The sequence below is a fragment of the Dongia sp. genome (genome assembly GCF_041905885.1).
GTDB lineage: Bacteria > Pseudomonadota > Alphaproteobacteria > Dongiales > Dongiaceae > Dongia.
Map to the genome: position 1 here is coordinate 183,499 of NZ_JAYRKD010000007.1, position 15,467 is coordinate 198,965.

At 66.0% G+C, this 15,467-nt stretch carries 16 protein-coding genes and 2 tRNA genes; 10 read left to right on the plus strand and 8 right to left on the minus strand.

Features of this window, described 5'->3' with window-relative positions:
• The first annotated feature begins 15 nt into the window (after positions 1 to 15).
• From ACH2CY_RS09765 to ACH2CY_RS09795, 7 genes are all read left to right on the plus strand, one after another.
• Positions 16 to 1,224 carry an aromatic ring-hydroxylating dioxygenase subunit alpha gene (locus ACH2CY_RS09765; protein ID WP_395018533.1) on the plus strand — a complete coding sequence of 403 codons (1,209 nt, stop codon included), beginning with the start codon at positions 16 to 18 and terminating at the stop codon, positions 1,222 to 1,224.
• A gap of 99 nt (positions 1,225 to 1,323) precedes the next feature.
• Positions 1,324 to 1,758, plus strand: a complete 435-nt coding sequence (locus ACH2CY_RS09770; protein WP_395018535.1) for a PilZ domain-containing protein — start codon at positions 1,324 to 1,326, stop codon at positions 1,756 to 1,758.
• Positions 1,759 to 1,862: 104 nt separating this feature from the next.
• Positions 1,863 to 2,462: a TetR/AcrR family transcriptional regulator gene (locus tag ACH2CY_RS09775; RefSeq protein WP_395018536.1), complete on the plus strand. Its 600-nt coding sequence runs from the start codon at positions 1,863 to 1,865 to the stop codon at positions 2,460 to 2,462.
• A gap of 2 nt (positions 2,463 to 2,464) precedes the next feature.
• A complete protein-coding gene (locus tag ACH2CY_RS09780) occupies positions 2,465 to 4,291 on the plus strand; it encodes a bifunctional alpha/beta hydrolase/class I SAM-dependent methyltransferase (protein WP_395018537.1) in 1,827 nt (608 codons plus the stop codon).
• On the plus strand, positions 4,288 to 5,595 hold the full coding sequence (locus tag ACH2CY_RS09785; RefSeq protein ID WP_395018539.1) for a phosphatase PAP2/dual specificity phosphatase family protein: 1,308 nt from the start codon (positions 4,288 to 4,290) through the stop codon (positions 5,593 to 5,595). Before ACH2CY_RS09780 ends, ACH2CY_RS09785 begins: the two co-directional genes overlap by 4 nt.
• Positions 5,592 to 5,744, plus strand: coding sequence for a hypothetical protein (locus tag ACH2CY_RS09790; RefSeq protein ID WP_395018541.1), 153 nt, complete (start codon positions 5,592 to 5,594; stop codon positions 5,742 to 5,744). The genes ACH2CY_RS09785 and ACH2CY_RS09790 overlap by 4 nt, the downstream gene beginning before the upstream one ends.
• Positions 5,741 to 6,151 (plus strand): DUF1801 domain-containing protein, encoded by a 411-nt coding sequence (locus ACH2CY_RS09795; RefSeq protein WP_395018543.1) that lies wholly within the window; start codon positions 5,741 to 5,743, stop codon positions 6,149 to 6,151. Before ACH2CY_RS09790 ends, ACH2CY_RS09795 begins: the two co-directional genes overlap by 4 nt.
• Here ACH2CY_RS09795 and ACH2CY_RS09800 read toward each other — a convergent pair.
• The 6 genes from ACH2CY_RS09800 to ACH2CY_RS09825 form a co-directional block, all read right to left on the minus strand.
• Complete coding sequence (locus ACH2CY_RS09800; protein ID WP_395018545.1) at positions 6,148 to 6,291, minus strand: hypothetical protein; 144 nt, start codon at positions 6,289 to 6,291, stop codon at positions 6,148 to 6,150. The genes ACH2CY_RS09795 and ACH2CY_RS09800 overlap by 4 nt on opposite strands.
• A 4-nt stretch (positions 6,292 to 6,295) precedes the next feature.
• Complete coding sequence (locus tag ACH2CY_RS09805; protein WP_395018547.1) at positions 6,296 to 7,075, minus strand: hypothetical protein; 780 nt, start codon at positions 7,073 to 7,075, stop codon at positions 6,296 to 6,298.
• Between the two features lie 7 nt (positions 7,076 to 7,082).
• Complete coding sequence (locus ACH2CY_RS09810; protein WP_395018549.1) at positions 7,083 to 7,928, minus strand: DUF2167 domain-containing protein; 846 nt, start codon at positions 7,926 to 7,928, stop codon at positions 7,083 to 7,085.
• 109 nt (positions 7,929 to 8,037) lie between these two features.
• Positions 8,038 to 9,189: a slipin family protein gene (locus tag ACH2CY_RS09815; protein WP_395018551.1), complete on the minus strand. Its 1,152-nt coding sequence runs from the start codon at positions 9,187 to 9,189 to the stop codon at positions 8,038 to 8,040.
• Between the two features lie 350 nt (positions 9,190 to 9,539).
• A tRNA-Ile gene (locus tag ACH2CY_RS09820) sits at positions 9,540 to 9,605 on the minus strand.
• A 10-nt stretch (positions 9,606 to 9,615) separates the two neighbouring features.
• Positions 9,616 to 9,685, minus strand: a tRNA-Phe gene (locus ACH2CY_RS09825).
• 256 nt (positions 9,686 to 9,941) lie between these two features.
• Between ACH2CY_RS09825 and ACH2CY_RS09830 the strand changes: the two genes are divergently transcribed.
• Positions 9,942 to 10,793: a hypothetical protein gene (locus ACH2CY_RS09830; protein WP_395018553.1), complete on the plus strand. Its 852-nt coding sequence runs from the start codon at positions 9,942 to 9,944 to the stop codon at positions 10,791 to 10,793.
• A 9-nt stretch (positions 10,794 to 10,802) separates the two neighbouring features.
• Here ACH2CY_RS09830 and ACH2CY_RS09835 read toward each other — a convergent pair whose 3' ends face one another.
• A complete protein-coding gene (locus ACH2CY_RS09835) occupies positions 10,803 to 11,672 on the minus strand; it encodes an endonuclease/exonuclease/phosphatase family protein (RefSeq protein WP_395018554.1) in 870 nt (289 codons plus the stop codon).
• Between the two features lie 121 nt (positions 11,673 to 11,793).
• Here ACH2CY_RS09835 and ACH2CY_RS09840 point away from each other — a divergent pair, with 121 nt between their 5' ends.
• Positions 11,794 to 13,401, plus strand: a complete 1,608-nt coding sequence (locus ACH2CY_RS09840; protein ID WP_395018556.1) for an ABC transporter substrate-binding protein — start codon at positions 11,794 to 11,796, stop codon at positions 13,399 to 13,401.
• A gap of 55 nt (positions 13,402 to 13,456) precedes the next feature.
• Entirely contained in the window at positions 13,457 to 14,428 is a 972-nt protein-coding gene (locus ACH2CY_RS09845; protein WP_395018557.1) for a cation diffusion facilitator family transporter, read from the plus strand.
• 730 nt (positions 14,429 to 15,158) lie between these two features.
• Here the strand turns inward: ACH2CY_RS09845 and ACH2CY_RS09850 are convergent.
• Positions 15,159 to 15,458, minus strand: a complete 300-nt coding sequence (locus tag ACH2CY_RS09850; RefSeq protein WP_395018559.1) for a DUF2160 domain-containing protein — start codon at positions 15,456 to 15,458, stop codon at positions 15,159 to 15,161.
• Positions 15,459 to 15,467 lie beyond the last annotated feature (9 nt).

A 15,467-nucleotide genomic window follows, 5' to 3' on the forward strand; every position in this document is an offset into this window, starting at 1 on the left:
GATAGGAGAGCCGCCATGACCGACCAACGCCCGATCAAGAGCCCGCGCGAGATTGCGCCGCTCACCTTGCCGGCCTGGACCTATCGCAACGCCGAACTGAACGAGCTGGAATACGAGGCGCTGTTCCGCCCGTCCTGGCAGTTCGCCTGCCATGTGAACCAGGTCAAGAATGTCGGCGACTTCGTGACCCTCGACCTGCTGCGCGATTCCATCGTCGTCTTGCGCGGCAAGGACAACGAGCTCCGCGCCTTCATGAATGTGTGCCGCCATCGCGGCGCCAAGCTGCTGGACGGCGCCGGCGCCTGCAAGGCGCGCGTGACCTGCCCCTATCACGGCTGGTCCTATAACCTGCGCGGCGAGCTCGCCGGCATGCCCGCCGAGAAGACCGTCCCCGGCGCCGACAAGAAGCAGCTGGGATTGCGCGCGGTCGAGCTCGAGATTCTCTGTGGTCTCGTCTTCGTGAGCGTGGTCCCCGGCGGCCCGAGCCTCACCGAGATGTGGAAGGACTACATCCATCTCCTGGAGCCCTACAAGCTCGAGGAGATGGTGCCGCTGGAGGAGCCCTGGATCGAGAGCTGGGCCTGCAACTGGAAGGTCGGCGTCGACAACAACCTGGAGAACTACCACGTGCCGGTCGGCCATCCCGGCTACGACCGCCTGCTCGACAGCGATCTCGGCGGCTTCATGAACGAGCATGGAGTCGCCGGCTCGAAGAGCACTTTGCGCGACAAGCTCTCCTCGCAATGGTCGGAGCGCATGTACCAGCAGATGGCGCCGGACCTGAACGACGCCCTGCCGGAGGACGTGCGCAAGAGCTGGATGTTCTTCACCATGCCGCCCAACATCGGCATCGACATCTACGGCGACAGCATGGACGTGTTCCAGTTCCTGCCGCTCACGGCCGAGACCTGCACCGTGCGCTACCCGATCTTCGTGCGACCCGATGCGCGGCGCGAGATGAAGGTGTTGCGCTATTTGAACGCGCGCATCAACCGCCAGGTCAGCGCCGAGGACAAGCTGCTGTCCGAGCGCGTGCAGGTCGGCTTGAACTCGCACGGCTTCGAGTTCGGCCCGCTCTCGGAATACGAAGGCTGCATCCACGATTTCCATGACCGGGTGCGCAAGGCCTGTCCGGTCACCACCCTGCCGGAAGCCCCGGCGCCGGGCGCACTCAGGCAGGTGAACGACCGGATGTTGCGCGGCGCCGATATTGCCGCAGCCTGAGCCGCTTTTTCCGCCTGCAGGTTTGATCGCGGTCAATCCGCGCTGCCCGATCCCGTGTGAGACTGGCGATCGAAGCCGTCCCATCCGGGAGTTGCAGTCGTGACCGATTACGGAAAGCGTTCGAAGCCGGTTCCCCCCAAGGCTTTGTCGCCGGACGCCTTGGCGCGCTGGCGCAAGCGCGAGCGCGAGTTGCTGACCCACGAGTCCGAGAGCCCCGGCTCGCAGGAGGCCGCGCCGCAGGAGGGCCATGCCGCGGCGGCGGCGTCCGCGCATCCAGCCGATCCGGCGGGCGACCACGACCGGCACGGCGCGCGCCACAAGACCCTGATGCATGGGCAGGTCGTCTTCAACGATCTGATGAGTACCTACGACTGCACGATCCGCGACCTCTCGGAAACCGGCGCCTTGCTTCGGCTGCACGCGCCCGTCGAGATCCCCAAAGCCTTCATGCTGCGGTTCGGCGACGGGCAGGTTCGACAGTGCAAGGTACGTCGCCGCCACGCCCTTGAACTCGGTGTCGAGTTCGTCGACTGAACTAAAGTCCCCATAAGTCAGTCACTTAGGATAGCCGACGCCGCCGCTTGACATTCTTCTCCGGCATCTTATGTTAGTGATCGTTCACTAACTGAGAGCATGCCATGGCCCGCGGCGCCCAGACCAGACAACGCATCGTCGAAGGCGCCCTGCGGCTCTTCGCCGAGAAGGGCGTGGACGCGACCTCGATCCGCGACATCGCGGGCAGTGCCGCCATCACCGAGCCGGCGATCTACCGTCACTTCAAGAGCAAGGATGATCTGGTCTGGGAGATCTTCTGGTCCGGCTATCGGGGCCTCGGCGAGATGCTGGGCTCGATCGAGGCGCAAGGCGGATTGCGCGAGCGCCTCACCGCCATGGTCGAGACCATCTGCGCGCTGTTCGATCGCGACCAGCCGCTGTTCCGCTTCCTGCTGCTGACCCAGCATGGCCAGCTCGGCAAGATCACCGAGCGCGAGAAGTCGCCGGTCCAGGTGCTGCACGATCAGCTCGCCGCCGCAATCAAATCGGGCGCGCTGCCGCAACAGAATGCCGAGCTCGCCACCAGCACCGTCTTCGGCATCGTGCTGCAGGCCGCGACCTTCAAGGTCTATGGCCGGCTCGACCAACCGCTCGCGCGTTATGCCCAAAGCCTCGCCGCCGCCTGCTGGGCGGCGCTCAACGCCCCCGCTTTTGATCACAACCACGACCCTGCCAGGAGGTAGTCATGATCGCCGCCATTCCGCTCAAAGGGGCGCAGCGCAGCGAGACCGCGTCCCATCCCGCATTGTCTTCCGCGCCGACACGCGCCGAGGCGATCGAGGGGAGCTTCCGCACCCATGACGGCGTCCCGCTCTTCTATCGCCATTGGCCGGAGGCGACCGCGCATCGCGCGGGTACGATCATCCTGGTCCACCGCGGTCATGAGCATTCCGGCCGCATGGCGCATCTGGTCCAGGAGCTGGCCTTGCCCGGCTTCGCCTTCTTCGCCTTCGACGCACGCGGCCATGGCCGTTCGCCGGGCGCGCGGGGCGACAGCCCCGGCATCGGCCATTCGGTGCGCGACCTGCAGAGCTTCGTCGATCACATCGCCCGCGAGCACGACGTCGCGGCGGAGGACATCGCGGTGGTGGCGCAAAGCGTCGGCGCCGTGCTCGCCGCCGCCTGGGCGCATGACTATGCGCCGCGGATCCGCGCGCTGGTCCTGGCCTCGCCCGCCTTCAAGGTGAAGCTCTACGTCCCCTTCGCGCGCGGCGGTCTCGCGGCCCTGCGCAAGCTGCGGGGGAACTTCTTCGTCAACTCCTATGTGAAGAGCCGCTTCCTCACCCATGACCGCGCACGGATGGCGAGCTACGACTCCGATCCGCTGATCACCCGCGCGATCTCGGTCGATGTCCTGCTCGGGCTCTATGGGATGGCCGCGCGCATCATTGCCGACGCCCAGGCCATCACCGTGCCGACCCAGCTCCTGATCTCGGGGTCCGACTTCGTCGTGAAGGAAGGGCCGCAGCATGAATTCTTCGACCGCCTCGGCGCTGCCGTGAAGGAACGGCATGTCCTCGACGGTTTCTTCCACGACACGCTCGGCGAGCGCGACCGCGGTGAGGCGATCGAGCTCATGCGTTCCTTCCTGCTGCGCCGCTACCGCCGCTCGCCGCAGCACCCCAACTTGCTCCATGCCGACCAGCAGGGCTTCGGCAAAGACGAGGCGGATGCGCTGGCGCAGCCGCTGCCCGCCGCGTCGCCGCGCCGCCTGTTCTGGGCGCTGCGGCGCGCCGGACTCAAGCTCGCCGGACGGCTCTCGCGCGGCGTCGCGCTCGGCCACGAGGCGGGCTTCGATTCCGGCAGCATGCTCGACTATGTCTATCGCAATCAGCCGGAAGGCCGCGGCCCGCTGGGCCGTGCGATCGACCGCGCCTATCTCGGCGCGATCGGCTGGCGCGGCATCCGCAGGCGCAAGCAGCATCTCCAGGACCTGATCGGCGCCGCGGCCGACGGCCTGCGTGCCGCCCGGCTGCCGCTGCATATCGTCGACATCGCCGCCGGGCACGGCCGCTACGCGCTGGATGCGATTGCCGAGAACGGTCTCGCGCCGGATTCCGTGCTACTGCGCGACTACAGCAGCCGCAACGTCGCCGCCGGCCGCGACCTGATCGCCGAGCGCCGCCTCGAGGGCATCGTCCGCTTCCGCCAAGGCGATGCCTTCGACCGCGACAGCCTCGCCACGCTGGCGCCGCGGCCGACCCTCGCCGTCGTCTCCGGCCTCTACGAGCTCTTCGCCGACAATGCCATGATCCGGCGCTCGCTCGAAGGCCTCGCGGCGGCGATGCCGCAGGGTGCCTGCCTCATCTACACCAACCAGCCCTGGCACCCGCAGCTGGAATACATCGCCCGCGCCCTCACCAGCCATCGCGCCGGCCAGCCCTGGGTGATGCGCCGCCGCAGCCAGGCGGAAATGGACCAGCTGGTCGCCGCCGCCGGTTTCCGCAAGGTCGAGCAGCGCATCGATCCTTGGGGCATCTTTACCGTCAGCCTCGCGGTCAAGATCCAGTGAGCCTCTCGGCGGCAAAGGCGGCGCATTTCCCGGCTCCGGCGCAATCCGCGCGGGAGCCGGGGCGGGCGCTGCTCTGGCTCGTCCTCTGCGGCAGCCTGTTCTACCTCGGCTATGGCTTCGCCAACTGGGCGGCGGCGCAACAAGGCACGGCCGCCTCGATCCGCTTCGGCTGGGAGCGGGGCATTCCCTTCCTGCCCTGGACGATCATCCCCTATTGGTCGATCGATCTCTTCTACGCGCTGGCCTTCTTTCTCTGCATCGATGCGCTGGAATTGCAGCGCCATGTCCGACGCATCCTGACGGCGCAGCTGGTCGCCGTGGTCTGCTTCCTGGTCTTTCCGCTGCAGCTCGCCGTCGCCAAGCCGGCCACCGACGGGCTATTCGGTCTCCTGTTCGCCGCGCTCGGGACTTTCGACCGGCCCTACAACCAGGCGCCGTCGCTGCATATCGCGTTGCTGGTGATCCTCTGGGATCTCTATGCCCGCCACCTGCTCAAGCGCTTCCATATCGCGTTGCATGCCTGGGCGCTGCTGATCGGGATCTCGGTCCTCACCACCTGGCAGCATCATTTCATCGATGTCCCGACCGGCGCCGCCCTGGGCCTGCTCTGCCTCTGGCTCTGGCCGGCGCAAGGTGCGCTGCGCTTCCAGCTGACCCACGATGCCAAGCGCTGGCGGATTGCCGCGTTCTACGCCTTGGGCGCCGCCTTCCTAGGCTGCGCCGCGCTCCAGCTCGGCGGTTGGCAGCTCTGGCTGCTCTGGCCGGCGCTGTCGCTCGGCTTGGTCGCGCTCAACTACCTCGGCTTCGGCGCCGCCGGCTTCCAGAAGCGCGAAGACGGCCGGATACCGATCGCGACCCGCCTGCTGCTGGCGCTCTATCTCCTCGGCGCGCGCATGAATGCCTGGCTCTGGACGGCGGCGGACCGGCCGAATGAAGTCGCCGACGGTGTCTGGATCGGCGCGCTGCCGCGCTGGTTTGCTGAAGGCGCGCCGGCCTTCGCCACGGTGATCGACCTCTGCGCCGAGCTGCCCGCGGCGCCGCATGCCGGGCGCCATATCGCGCTTCCGGCGCTCGACCTCATCCCGCTCACCACCGGCGCGCTGGGCGATGCGGTGGCCGCGATCGAAGCCGCTCGTCCGCAGGGACCCGTCCTCGTGGCCTGTGCGCTCGGCTATGGCCGCAGCGCCGCCGCGGTCGCCGCCTGGCTGGTTGCGACCGGGCGCGCCGCCTCGCCGGAAGCGGCTGTCGATGCCCTGCGCGCCCGCCGCCCGCGGGTTGCGCTTCATGCGCGGCAGTTGTCATGATCGCCGATCCGGCACGGCGGCGGCTGCGCGCCGAGGCCTATGCCGACTGGCTGGGTCTCGCCTATCGCGGCCTCTTCTTTGTCCTGATCTCGGCGCCGATCTGGGCTACGGTGCTCGCCCTGGTGAGTCTCTGGGAGAGAGTGCGATGAAGAAGAGCGACGCCAAGGAAGGTCCATCGCCTTCCCGGCTGATCGACGCGCGGATCACGGAGCTCGGCGACTGGCGCGGCGAGATACTGGGCAAGCTGCGCGCCCTGGTCAAGCAAGCCGATCCCGACGTGGTCGAGGAATGGAAATGGCGCGGCGTTCCGGTCTGGGAGCATGACGGGATCATCTGCACCGGCGAGACCTATAAGAGCGTGGTCAAGATGACCTTCGCCAAGGGTGCGTCGCTGAAGGATCCGGCCAAGCTGTTCAACTCCAGCCTCGAGGGCAACACCCGCCGCGCCATCGACTTCAAGGAAGGCGATGCGATTGACGCTGCGGCGCTCAAGGCCCTGATCAAGGCCGCGGTCGCGCTCAACACGGCGAAAGCGAAGCCCAGGAAGAAGAGCTAGCGCCCGCCGTCTTCGCTGCCGTCCGACTTCGGCTTCTCGCTTTGCCGCAGGGTGAGGAAGATCCAGACCGCGGCGAAGCCTGCCGCGAAGAAGCCGCCGATCATCGCGATTTCCTGGAAGTCCAAACCGCCGGCATCCATCGCGTCAAGCCTCCGGATATTCCGCCGCCAGCCGCCGGCGTTGCGTCTCGGCGGCATGGGCGAGATTCTGCGCGCCGTCGGCGGCGGCGCGGTCGAGGGTCAGGCGCAGTTCGCTGAGTGCCGCCGGCCGCTCCGCCTCCGGGACCGCCGGCAGCAGCGCCGTGGCGGTCGCGGGTCCGCTCGCGAGCAAGGCCAGCTTGCGCGCGGCGTTCAAGGAAGTCGGGAGGCAGAGCAGGGCCGGTGCCGCAACGCTCCAGAACCCGGCGCTGGGCAGCCGCGCCGCCCGCCGGTCCACATAACAGACCGCGAGGATCAGGGTCGCCGAAACGAAAGCCGCGGCGAGGGCGATCAGCAGGCGGAAGGTCTCGCCGCTCAGCAGCAGCACCGGCAGGATGACGAACATCAGCACCGCATGCGAGATGAGCGCGATGCTCATCCGCCGAGTCCGGATGTGGAGCGCGATCATCTGCTGCCGGCTGATCGGCGGCCGCCCGGCCTCACCGTCGTCGATCGGCCGGGTCTTGAACACGGCCACGAACGGCGTCAGCGGGTTGAGCAGGGCCAGGGTGCGGCCGCGCAGCGGATAGACGGTCCAGCCGAAGTCCAGCGACACCCGGCAGCGGCCGGCGATGCCGAGCCCCCGCCGTTCCGGCCTGAACGGGCGCGCGACGCGAAACCAGGTCAGCGCCTGGGCGGGGCGCAGCAGGACGACGCAGTCCAACAGGTAGAGGCCGAAGAAGATCAGCAGCAGGATGAGATCGTCGCTGGTCGCGGCGAGGTTCATCCGGCCCTCAAGCCTTGCGCCTGAACAGCTTCATCACCACGGCCCCGACCGCGGCGAGGCCGATCCAGATGAACTTGCCGAGGAATTTCAGCAGCCCGCTCTTGGCAGCGACCGCCGCGCCGCCGCCGACGATCAGCGCCGCCAGGCCATATTCCGCGACCTTGTCGCCCTCCTTGTACTCGGCGTAGGAGTCGCCGGCGTTGAACTGGTAGCCGGCCAGCACCGACTTGAACTCGGCGACATCGGCATCGAGCGTCTCCGGACCGGTCACCAGGGTGAAGTTGGTGACGCCGCGCCGCCCCAGCACCCGGGTCTGGAAATTGGTCGAGACATGGCCGGTCTCGTCCTTGAGGTCGAGCGACCATTCCAGGCGCTTGGTCGTCGTGTCGTAATGCGGCGGATGCCGCCAGCCGACCACGTGCAGCTCGCCCCAGCCATTGCGCCGCCGTTCGTCGTTGCTCTGCTCGGTCGCATCTCTCATGGTGGTGAGGATCGCGTTGTTGTCGAGCTTCTCCTCGTCCTTGACGTAGCCGTCCTCGGAGAAGTCGACCGAGGCCCACCAGTGGAAATCATAGGGCGCCAGGATCTGCTCCGGGATGTCGCCGGGAATGTTCTGGGTCAGGCGCAGGAAGTCGTCGGCCTCGTCGCTGTCGAGGAAGATATAGCGGTGGGGCAGCTGCAGCTTCGCGTTCTTCAGGGCGGCGACGTCGGTCGGCCCTTTCTGCCAATGCAGCGCGTCGATCTGCTTCATCAGCGCATCCGAGCTCTCGTCGGCGCCGACGCCCGGCGCCATCCAGAACAGGCCGAGGGCCGCGAAAACCGCCGCGGCCGTCCGTGATCCCCATCGTCCCATCGATGCCTCCTGGTCCCCGCTCAACTTTACCGCGAGTGGGGGTCGTTTTCAAACCGGATCGCGCGATGACCGGGGGATTCCGTTTGTGTGGAATCCCCCGGCACCCCGTTCAGGCCGCATCCGCACCCTTCAGCCGCACCAGGCGGTTGAGGAGCGCGTCGAGGCCCTGGCCTTCGCCGGCGTGGAGGTCGATACGCCCGACCTTCTCCACCAGGCGCTCGAGGCTTTCGAGCTCCTTCAGGCGGAGCAGGAGCGGGTTCTCCTCCATCAGCTTGGCGGTGTTCAGGAGCGAACGCGTCGCCGCGGTCTCTTCCTGGCGGCGGATCAGGTTGGCCTTCGCCGTCCGCTCCGCCTCCACCACCTTGTTCACGAGCTCGCGGATCTCGCCGGGCAGGATCACGTCCTTCACGCCGAGCTCCGTCAACTCGATGCCGGTCTCGCCGAGCTTCTCCGCCACGCTGGTACGAAGCTCGGCGTCGAGCGCGCTCTTGGCCGAGAGCACTTCGTCCAGGGTCCGCTCGGCCACAGCCGCGCGGATGGCGAACTGCACCAGGCGGTAGAGCCAGCCATCGACATCCGCGACCGTCTTCGCCGCCTTCTCCGGATCGACGATCCGGCGGAAGGCGGTCAGGGTCAGGCGCAGCGCGATGCGGTCCTTGGTCAGCATCTCCTGCGCCGTGACCTCGAGGGCCTGCGGACGCAGGTCGAGACGCTTCACCTCGACCTTGCGGTTCACGGTCCAGTAGGCGTGACGTCCCGGCGCGAGCCGCGCCGCCAGCTTGCCCTCGAGGTAGAGCAGGCCGGCTTCGTGGCTCTCGACGATGGTCTCGCTCACATAAGCCGTGCGCGTGCGGTCGATCAGCGTCAGGTGACGCGGACTGACCACCGGATCGGCGCCGGTGTCGATGCGCTCGACCGTGACCGCGGTCGCGACCTTCCAGAAGGCGCGCGCCTGCCACGGCCCCATCAGATGCGTCGGCCGCCCGTCGAGGCTGACCACGGCCAGCTCGTCGGCCTTGGTCTCGACCAGCGCGAACAGCGCTTCGGCCAGTTCCGGCCGTTCGGCCTTCAGCACCGCATAGCGCTCCGCCGGCATCTCGGCCTTGACGATCTGATAGCGCTCGACCGCCAGTTCATGCTTCGGGTCGAGCAGGCGATAGCGTCCCGGCGCGAGCACGCGCTCATACCGCCCGTTCCTGAGCAACAGCACGCGTTCGCCATCCTTCACGACCAAGTTCAGCCAGATCCAATATCGAGTCATGTCTTCCTCCATCCATCCAATTTCCCCCGCGGGCCATCCCGCGCGGGTCTCCATCGAGGATGAGGAACCGGACACGTCTTCCCGGAAGGCCGCACGGGCCGGGGCTTCAGCCCGACGGAAACTGGGAGCACGACTCCCGCAGCGGTTCCGCGCATGGCGCGAAGCCGCATGGGAAGCAGCGACGACCCAGGTTCCGTGCGGGCGGTATCCGCCCCGGCGCAGAGCCGGTCATCCGGTGTCTTGATTCGTTTCGACGGGACCTTGCGGTCAAACCGAACCGGATCGCGACTGAAGCGCGCGTCCGGTTCCCTTACAGAACAGTGTCAGCGTGAAAGGCTGAACCGGAGCGTTGGAGCGGGATTCGAACCCGCGACACAGTGATTATCAGTCACTTGCTCTACCATCCTGAGCTATCCTCGTTTGCGCTTGAACCGAGCGGAATCGAACCGCCCACCTCCGGGTTTCCCGGCGCTCCACCTTGGAGCTTCGGCCATCACACGCATCTTCATTCGGCGGAACACGGAAGCGCATCGCGCACCGCGCCGGTCGGAACTGAAAGCCCGAACCCAAGGCCTAGCGAAGGGCCGTGCCTATGATCCTCGCGGCGAAATGACGCAAGAGGAAAAATGCACGCGCGGGTTGCTCGGGCAAAGACGGGCAGTCGCCGTGTCCTCTTCGCCACAGTGTGGACGTTGCAAGCCGACACCCATCGCCCTAACCTGCGATTGCATCGGGGGAAGGCAAGTCAAGCTTTGCGAATCACGCTTCGCTGGGTCATCGCCAACACGCTTCTGTTCCTCGTCGTAGTGGCGCTGATTGTCTTCGCCCTGCAGCTCCAAGGCTGCTCGGATTGTGCGCAGCCAATGCCCTTCATGAACGCGGACAGGGCCGACGACCGCTTGCCTGAACCCTGCATGGAACCCGCGCCGAGCATGGCGCCGTGTCTCGACGCCCTGGTTGCCCGATACTATCTGCCGCCCCCGATCGGGGAAGATCCATCGACGGCAGAGCGCCGCGGCGAAAGGTTGGTTGCGTCCTTTGCAAACCCCTTCTCCCTGCGGCTTGAAGCACGGTTGGGACAGAAGACTCTTGGCTTCGATGGTGCGGACGCGTTGGCTTCGAAATGGCAAGCCGAGCTCAATCGCTCCTACAACCACCCACGGTCCAAGCCCATCGTGCGACGCACGCTGTCCATCAGCCGCGGCGGAATGATCACGCAGCCGATGCGATCCCCAATGCACTTCAGACCCACCGACCTTGTCTACGCCCTTTGGCATGGAGAGGCTTCCTCGAAGCGGCAGATCATGTCTTGCGGTGGCGGCGCTGAAGTCGGCATTGCCGACAGCGCCGAGGCGACGGCCGGACTCAGTGACCGGGACCGTGACCTCGCAAAGGCCTGCCTCTACTACGCTCTCGGCGCACCGATACCGAGCTGGTTCCGGGACGATGCGGAGCTGCATCGCGCCGTGCTTGTCGCCACGGCTTTCCGATCCTGTGTTCAGGCGCTGCTGCCGGGCGACACTTACCGCGTCCAGAAGGTTACGGAAGATCCGGAGGCGCTTCGAGCCGTTGCGCGCTGCATGGAGGAAGACCTGGCGCGCTGACGACGGGCTTCAGCTCAACTCGATCCAGACCGGCTGGTGATCGGAGCCCGGCGCGTCATTGTCGATCCAGCATTTCTGCAAACGCGGCGCCAGCCCCAAGGTCACGAAGCTGTAGTCGATCCGCACGCCGGGCTGCCCGTGGCAAGGCGGATAGGTGACGCCCTCGGCCTCGCCATGGCCGGTCGCGACCCAGGCATCGACCAGCCGGTGCCCGACATCGACTCGTCCATAGCCGAAGTCGCGATCCTTCGGCCCGACCAGCGCCTCGTATTCCGGCGAGCCGGGGACGAGGTTGAAATCGCCGCTGAGGATCGCGTCCTCCGGCATCGGCGGCGGGTTGTCGGTCTGCCAGTCGGGATCATGCCCGGTCCAGGTGCCGCCTTCCTTGGGCGCCGACCACAGCACCTCGAAGAGCCGCGCGATCTGCGCCAGGCGCTCGTCGGGCGACACGTCGTTGAGATGGAGGTTGTAGTGCCGGATCGGCCCGCCGGGTGCTGCGATCACCGTTTCCAGCATGCCCGCGATCATGCAGAAGACCGGCCCGGTCTTGAACTTCGGCAGGGTGTGCAGCCGCGTGGAGAGGATCGGCCAGCGGCTCAAGGTCATCACGCCGAACTGGCGGCGGCGGTTGGTGACGCTGCCATCCGCGGCGACCGAACTCGCATCGACGTCGAAATAGGGGCCATAGGCCCAGTGATGGTTGGGGAAGCGCCGGGCGATCTCCGCCGGCTGGTCGGTTTCGCCGGAGCGCTGCCAGTGCCGCTCGACCTCCTGCAGCGCCAGGACGTCGGCATCCCGGACCGCGGCAGTCATGCGGTCGATGTCGATCCGACCGTCCCGACCCCGCGAAAACTGCGTGTTATAGCCCACGAGGCGCATGCCCGGCCCTTCCGAGAATAACTGAATGTTCATTCATTTTGTCACTTGACTCCCCCTGCTGTCGACCTCGATCATTCCGGCTCAAAGGGCGCTGCAGACGCTGACAGAGGGGGCTTTGACCATGCCGACCGGATTTCGGAACCGTGGGCTATTGGCGGGCGCGGCGATACTCGCCGCTTGCATTCTTTCAGCGGCGCCGGCCTTCGCACAGGACGGCATGATCGTCGCCGGCATCGGCGACCAGTGGCAGAGCCTCGATCCGCAATACAGCTCCGCTTCCAAGGACGCGCAGATTCTGGGAGACGTCTATGAAGGCCTGGTCGGCCTCGACGCCGCGGGCAGCCCGGCGCCGGGTGCGGCCGAGAGCTGGGACATCTCGGCCGACGGCCTCACCTACACCTTTCATCTGCGCGACGGGTTGAAGTGGTCGAACGGCGATCCGCTGGTGGCGCAGGATTTCGTCAACGGCGCCGAGCGCCAGGAGAATCCGGAGACCGGCTCCTACAAGGCCTATTACCTCTTCACCCAGCTGCCGATTACCGGTGCGGCCGACTACAACGGCAAGAAGTTCACGGATTGGAGCAAGGTCGGCATCACCGCGCCGGACCCGAAGACGGTGGTGATCAAGCTCGACAGCCCGAACCCCTATGCCCTCCAGCTCCTGAACTACTACTACATCTCGCCGCTGCATAAGCCGAGCCTCGATGCTCATGGCGCGAAGTTCATCGAGCCGGAGAATTTCGTCGGCAACGGCGCCTATGTGATCAAGGAGCTGGTGCCGCAGTCCCATGTGCTGCTGGTGAAGAATCCGAACTACTGGGATGCCGCCAATGTCGCGGTCGAGAGCATCAAATACGTCGTCACCGAGGACGTGAATACCGAGCTCAAGACCTTTCAGGCCGGCCAGCTCGACATCACCTGGGACGTGCCGACCGACCGGTTCCAGGAACTGAAGAAGGAATACGGCGATCAGCTCCACGTGGCGCCCTATGCCTCGACCGGGCATCTGACCTTCAACACCCAGAAGGAGCCGCTGACCGATATCCGCATCCGCAAGGCGCTGGCGCTGGCGATCGACCGCGACGTGGTGGTCAACAAGATCGCCAAGAGCGGCGACCGGATCATCACCTCTTTCGCGCCGCCGATGGATCCGACTTACCCTGAGCTCAAAGCCGCGGATTTCGACGCCAAGGACCAGAAGGCCAATGACGCCCTGGCGCTGAAGCTGATCACCGAGGCCGGCTACGGCCCCGACAAGCCGCTCACCTTGAACTACTACTGCACGACCGACGACCTGCAGCGGAAGATCACCCAGGCGATCGCCATCCTCTGGCAGAAGAAGCTCGGCGTGATCAGCCGCATCCGCCTCGAGGAGAGCCAGGCGCTCTACGACGATTTCTACAAATACGAATGGGACGTCTATTGCGACGGCTTCGCCGGCGACTATGCCGGGCCGGAGCCTTTCCTGGTCTACCGCACCGAGGCGGCCGGCGCCGGCTATCCCTGGAAGAACGAGGCCTTCGAAGCGGCGATGGCCAAGGCGACCGCCGAGAGCGACCGCGATTCGCGCAAGAAGGTCCTGCTGGAGGCCGAGCAGATCCTGCTCGACGACTACCCGGTCGCGATGATGTATCAGGAGACCAAGCGCAACCTGATCGCCAAGCGGGTCACCGGCTGGGTCGACAACCCGATCGGCTATCACCTCACCAAGTTCCTGAAGCTGCAATAGCAGCCGTTCCGGCGCGTAATTGTGTAACGGCGCCATCCTGCGCCATAAGCAGGGCATGACGCAGGACCACGGCCACCAGCACAGCGATCACGACCACAGCGACCACGACCATGGGCATGACCATCACGGTCATTCCCATGGCCTCGGCCACAGCCATGTGCCCACCAATTTCGGCCGCGCCTTCGCGCTGACCACGGCGCTCAACCTGGCTTTGGTCGTGGTGCAGGTCGTCTATGGCTTGATCGCCGATTCCATGGCGCTGCTCGCCGATGCCGGACATAATTTCGGCGACGCGATCGGCCTGATCCTGGCCTGGATCGCCTACACCCTGGGACGGGTCAAGGCGACCGAGCGTTTCACCTATGGCTTCCGCTCGGCCTCAATCCTCTCGGCCTTCGCCAATGCCGTGCTGCTGCTGGTGGCGACCGGCGCCATCGTCTGGGAAGCCTTGCGGCGCATCTCCGAACCGCCGGAGGTCGCGGGTGTCACCGTGATGATCGTGGCAGGCGTCGGCGTCGTCATCAACGGCCTCTCGGCCTGGATCCTGATGGCGGGGCAGAAGAACGACCTCAACATCCGTGGCGCCTATCTGCACCTGATCGCGGATGCCGCCGTCTCGGTCGGCGTGGTGCTCGGCGGCGCGGTGATCGTCGCCACGGGCTGGAACTGGGTCGATCCCGCCGTCAGCCTGGTGATCGCGGCGGTGATCGTCTGGGGCACCTGGGGCCTGCTGCGCGAATCCTTCGAACTCTCCATGCAGGCAGTGCCGAAGGGCATCGCGCTGGGCGAGGTGCGCAGCTATCTCGAGGGTCTACCCGGAATCACCGGCGTGCATCACCTGCATGTCTGGGCGATGAGCACGACTGAGAATGCGCTGACCGTGCATCTGGTCTTCCCCGCCGGGCATCCGGGCGATGCCTTCCTGACCCGGGTGAGCGACGCGCTCAGCCACAAGTTCCGGATCCATCACCCGACCATCCAGATCGAGATCGCCGACGGCGCGCCCTGCGCCATCGAGAATCACTAGCCTCTTCTCTCCAACCACTAGGGACGCATAAACAGCAGGACGAACGCGACGAAAATTGTCGCCCCCACCAAGCCGAGTTTGCTCATAAGGCTAAGCTCTTCGGGCCACGAGCTGAGGCCAAATGCGACGGAACAGAAAGGCCATCGCACCAGCGCCAACAAAGGCTGCGCCGGCGGCAGCGACTATGACAAGCGTTTCTACGGCGTGTAGTTTCGGTTTCGGGTTGCGGGGACACAATACTGAAGTAACGGTTCTCGCTCTCGAGCCGAATTCACGCCGCAACGCGGGACGGTCATCCCCGATAGTGATACAATCGACACGTTGTTTGACATGGTGAGCCCTGCACGTAAGCGGCGTCGAACGAAGCGCTTTTTCAAGAAGAATGGCGCCCTTCGATTCTCCGGTCAGGCACAGACTTATACCCAGCTTTTGCCGAATGAAGAATCGGTTTCACCCTCTCCTAGGGGAAAGGCATTCCGCCAGCGGGTTGATGCGTTTTCTTGCGCTCTCAAACCGAGCGGGTCGTAAAAGCTTCCCGCGCCGCAACGCAGACCCAACGCAGACGGGAAACGAAGGAGACTGTCCGTGAAGGGCGGCGATGAGATCGGAGTGATTTCAGGCACTTGCGCGCCCTCAACCCGGACAGGACCCGGACAGAAAAGGTATTCATTCGGATTCTGCCTGACTGATCGCCGAGCCTTGCGCGGCACCCAGAGCGAAGAACGCTAGCCTAGACCCAGCGAAACACCACGCCGGCATAGATGAGGGCGATCACCAGCGGCGCCCAGAGCGTGGTGTTCACCAGGCCGATCCAGGCCAGGAAGATGAAGGCGCTGCCCAGGAGCGAGATGAACAGGCGGTCGCCGCGGGTGGTGTCGAGGCCGATGATGCCATGGCGCGGGCCGCCGCCGGGCGCCGCCTTCTCCCAGATCGACATGCCGATCAGGCAGAGCAGGATGAAGCCGAAGAAACAGGCGGTCGGCCAGGTCCAGGCCATCCAGGAGATGAGATCGGTGCCGGTGGTGTCCATGCTGTCTCG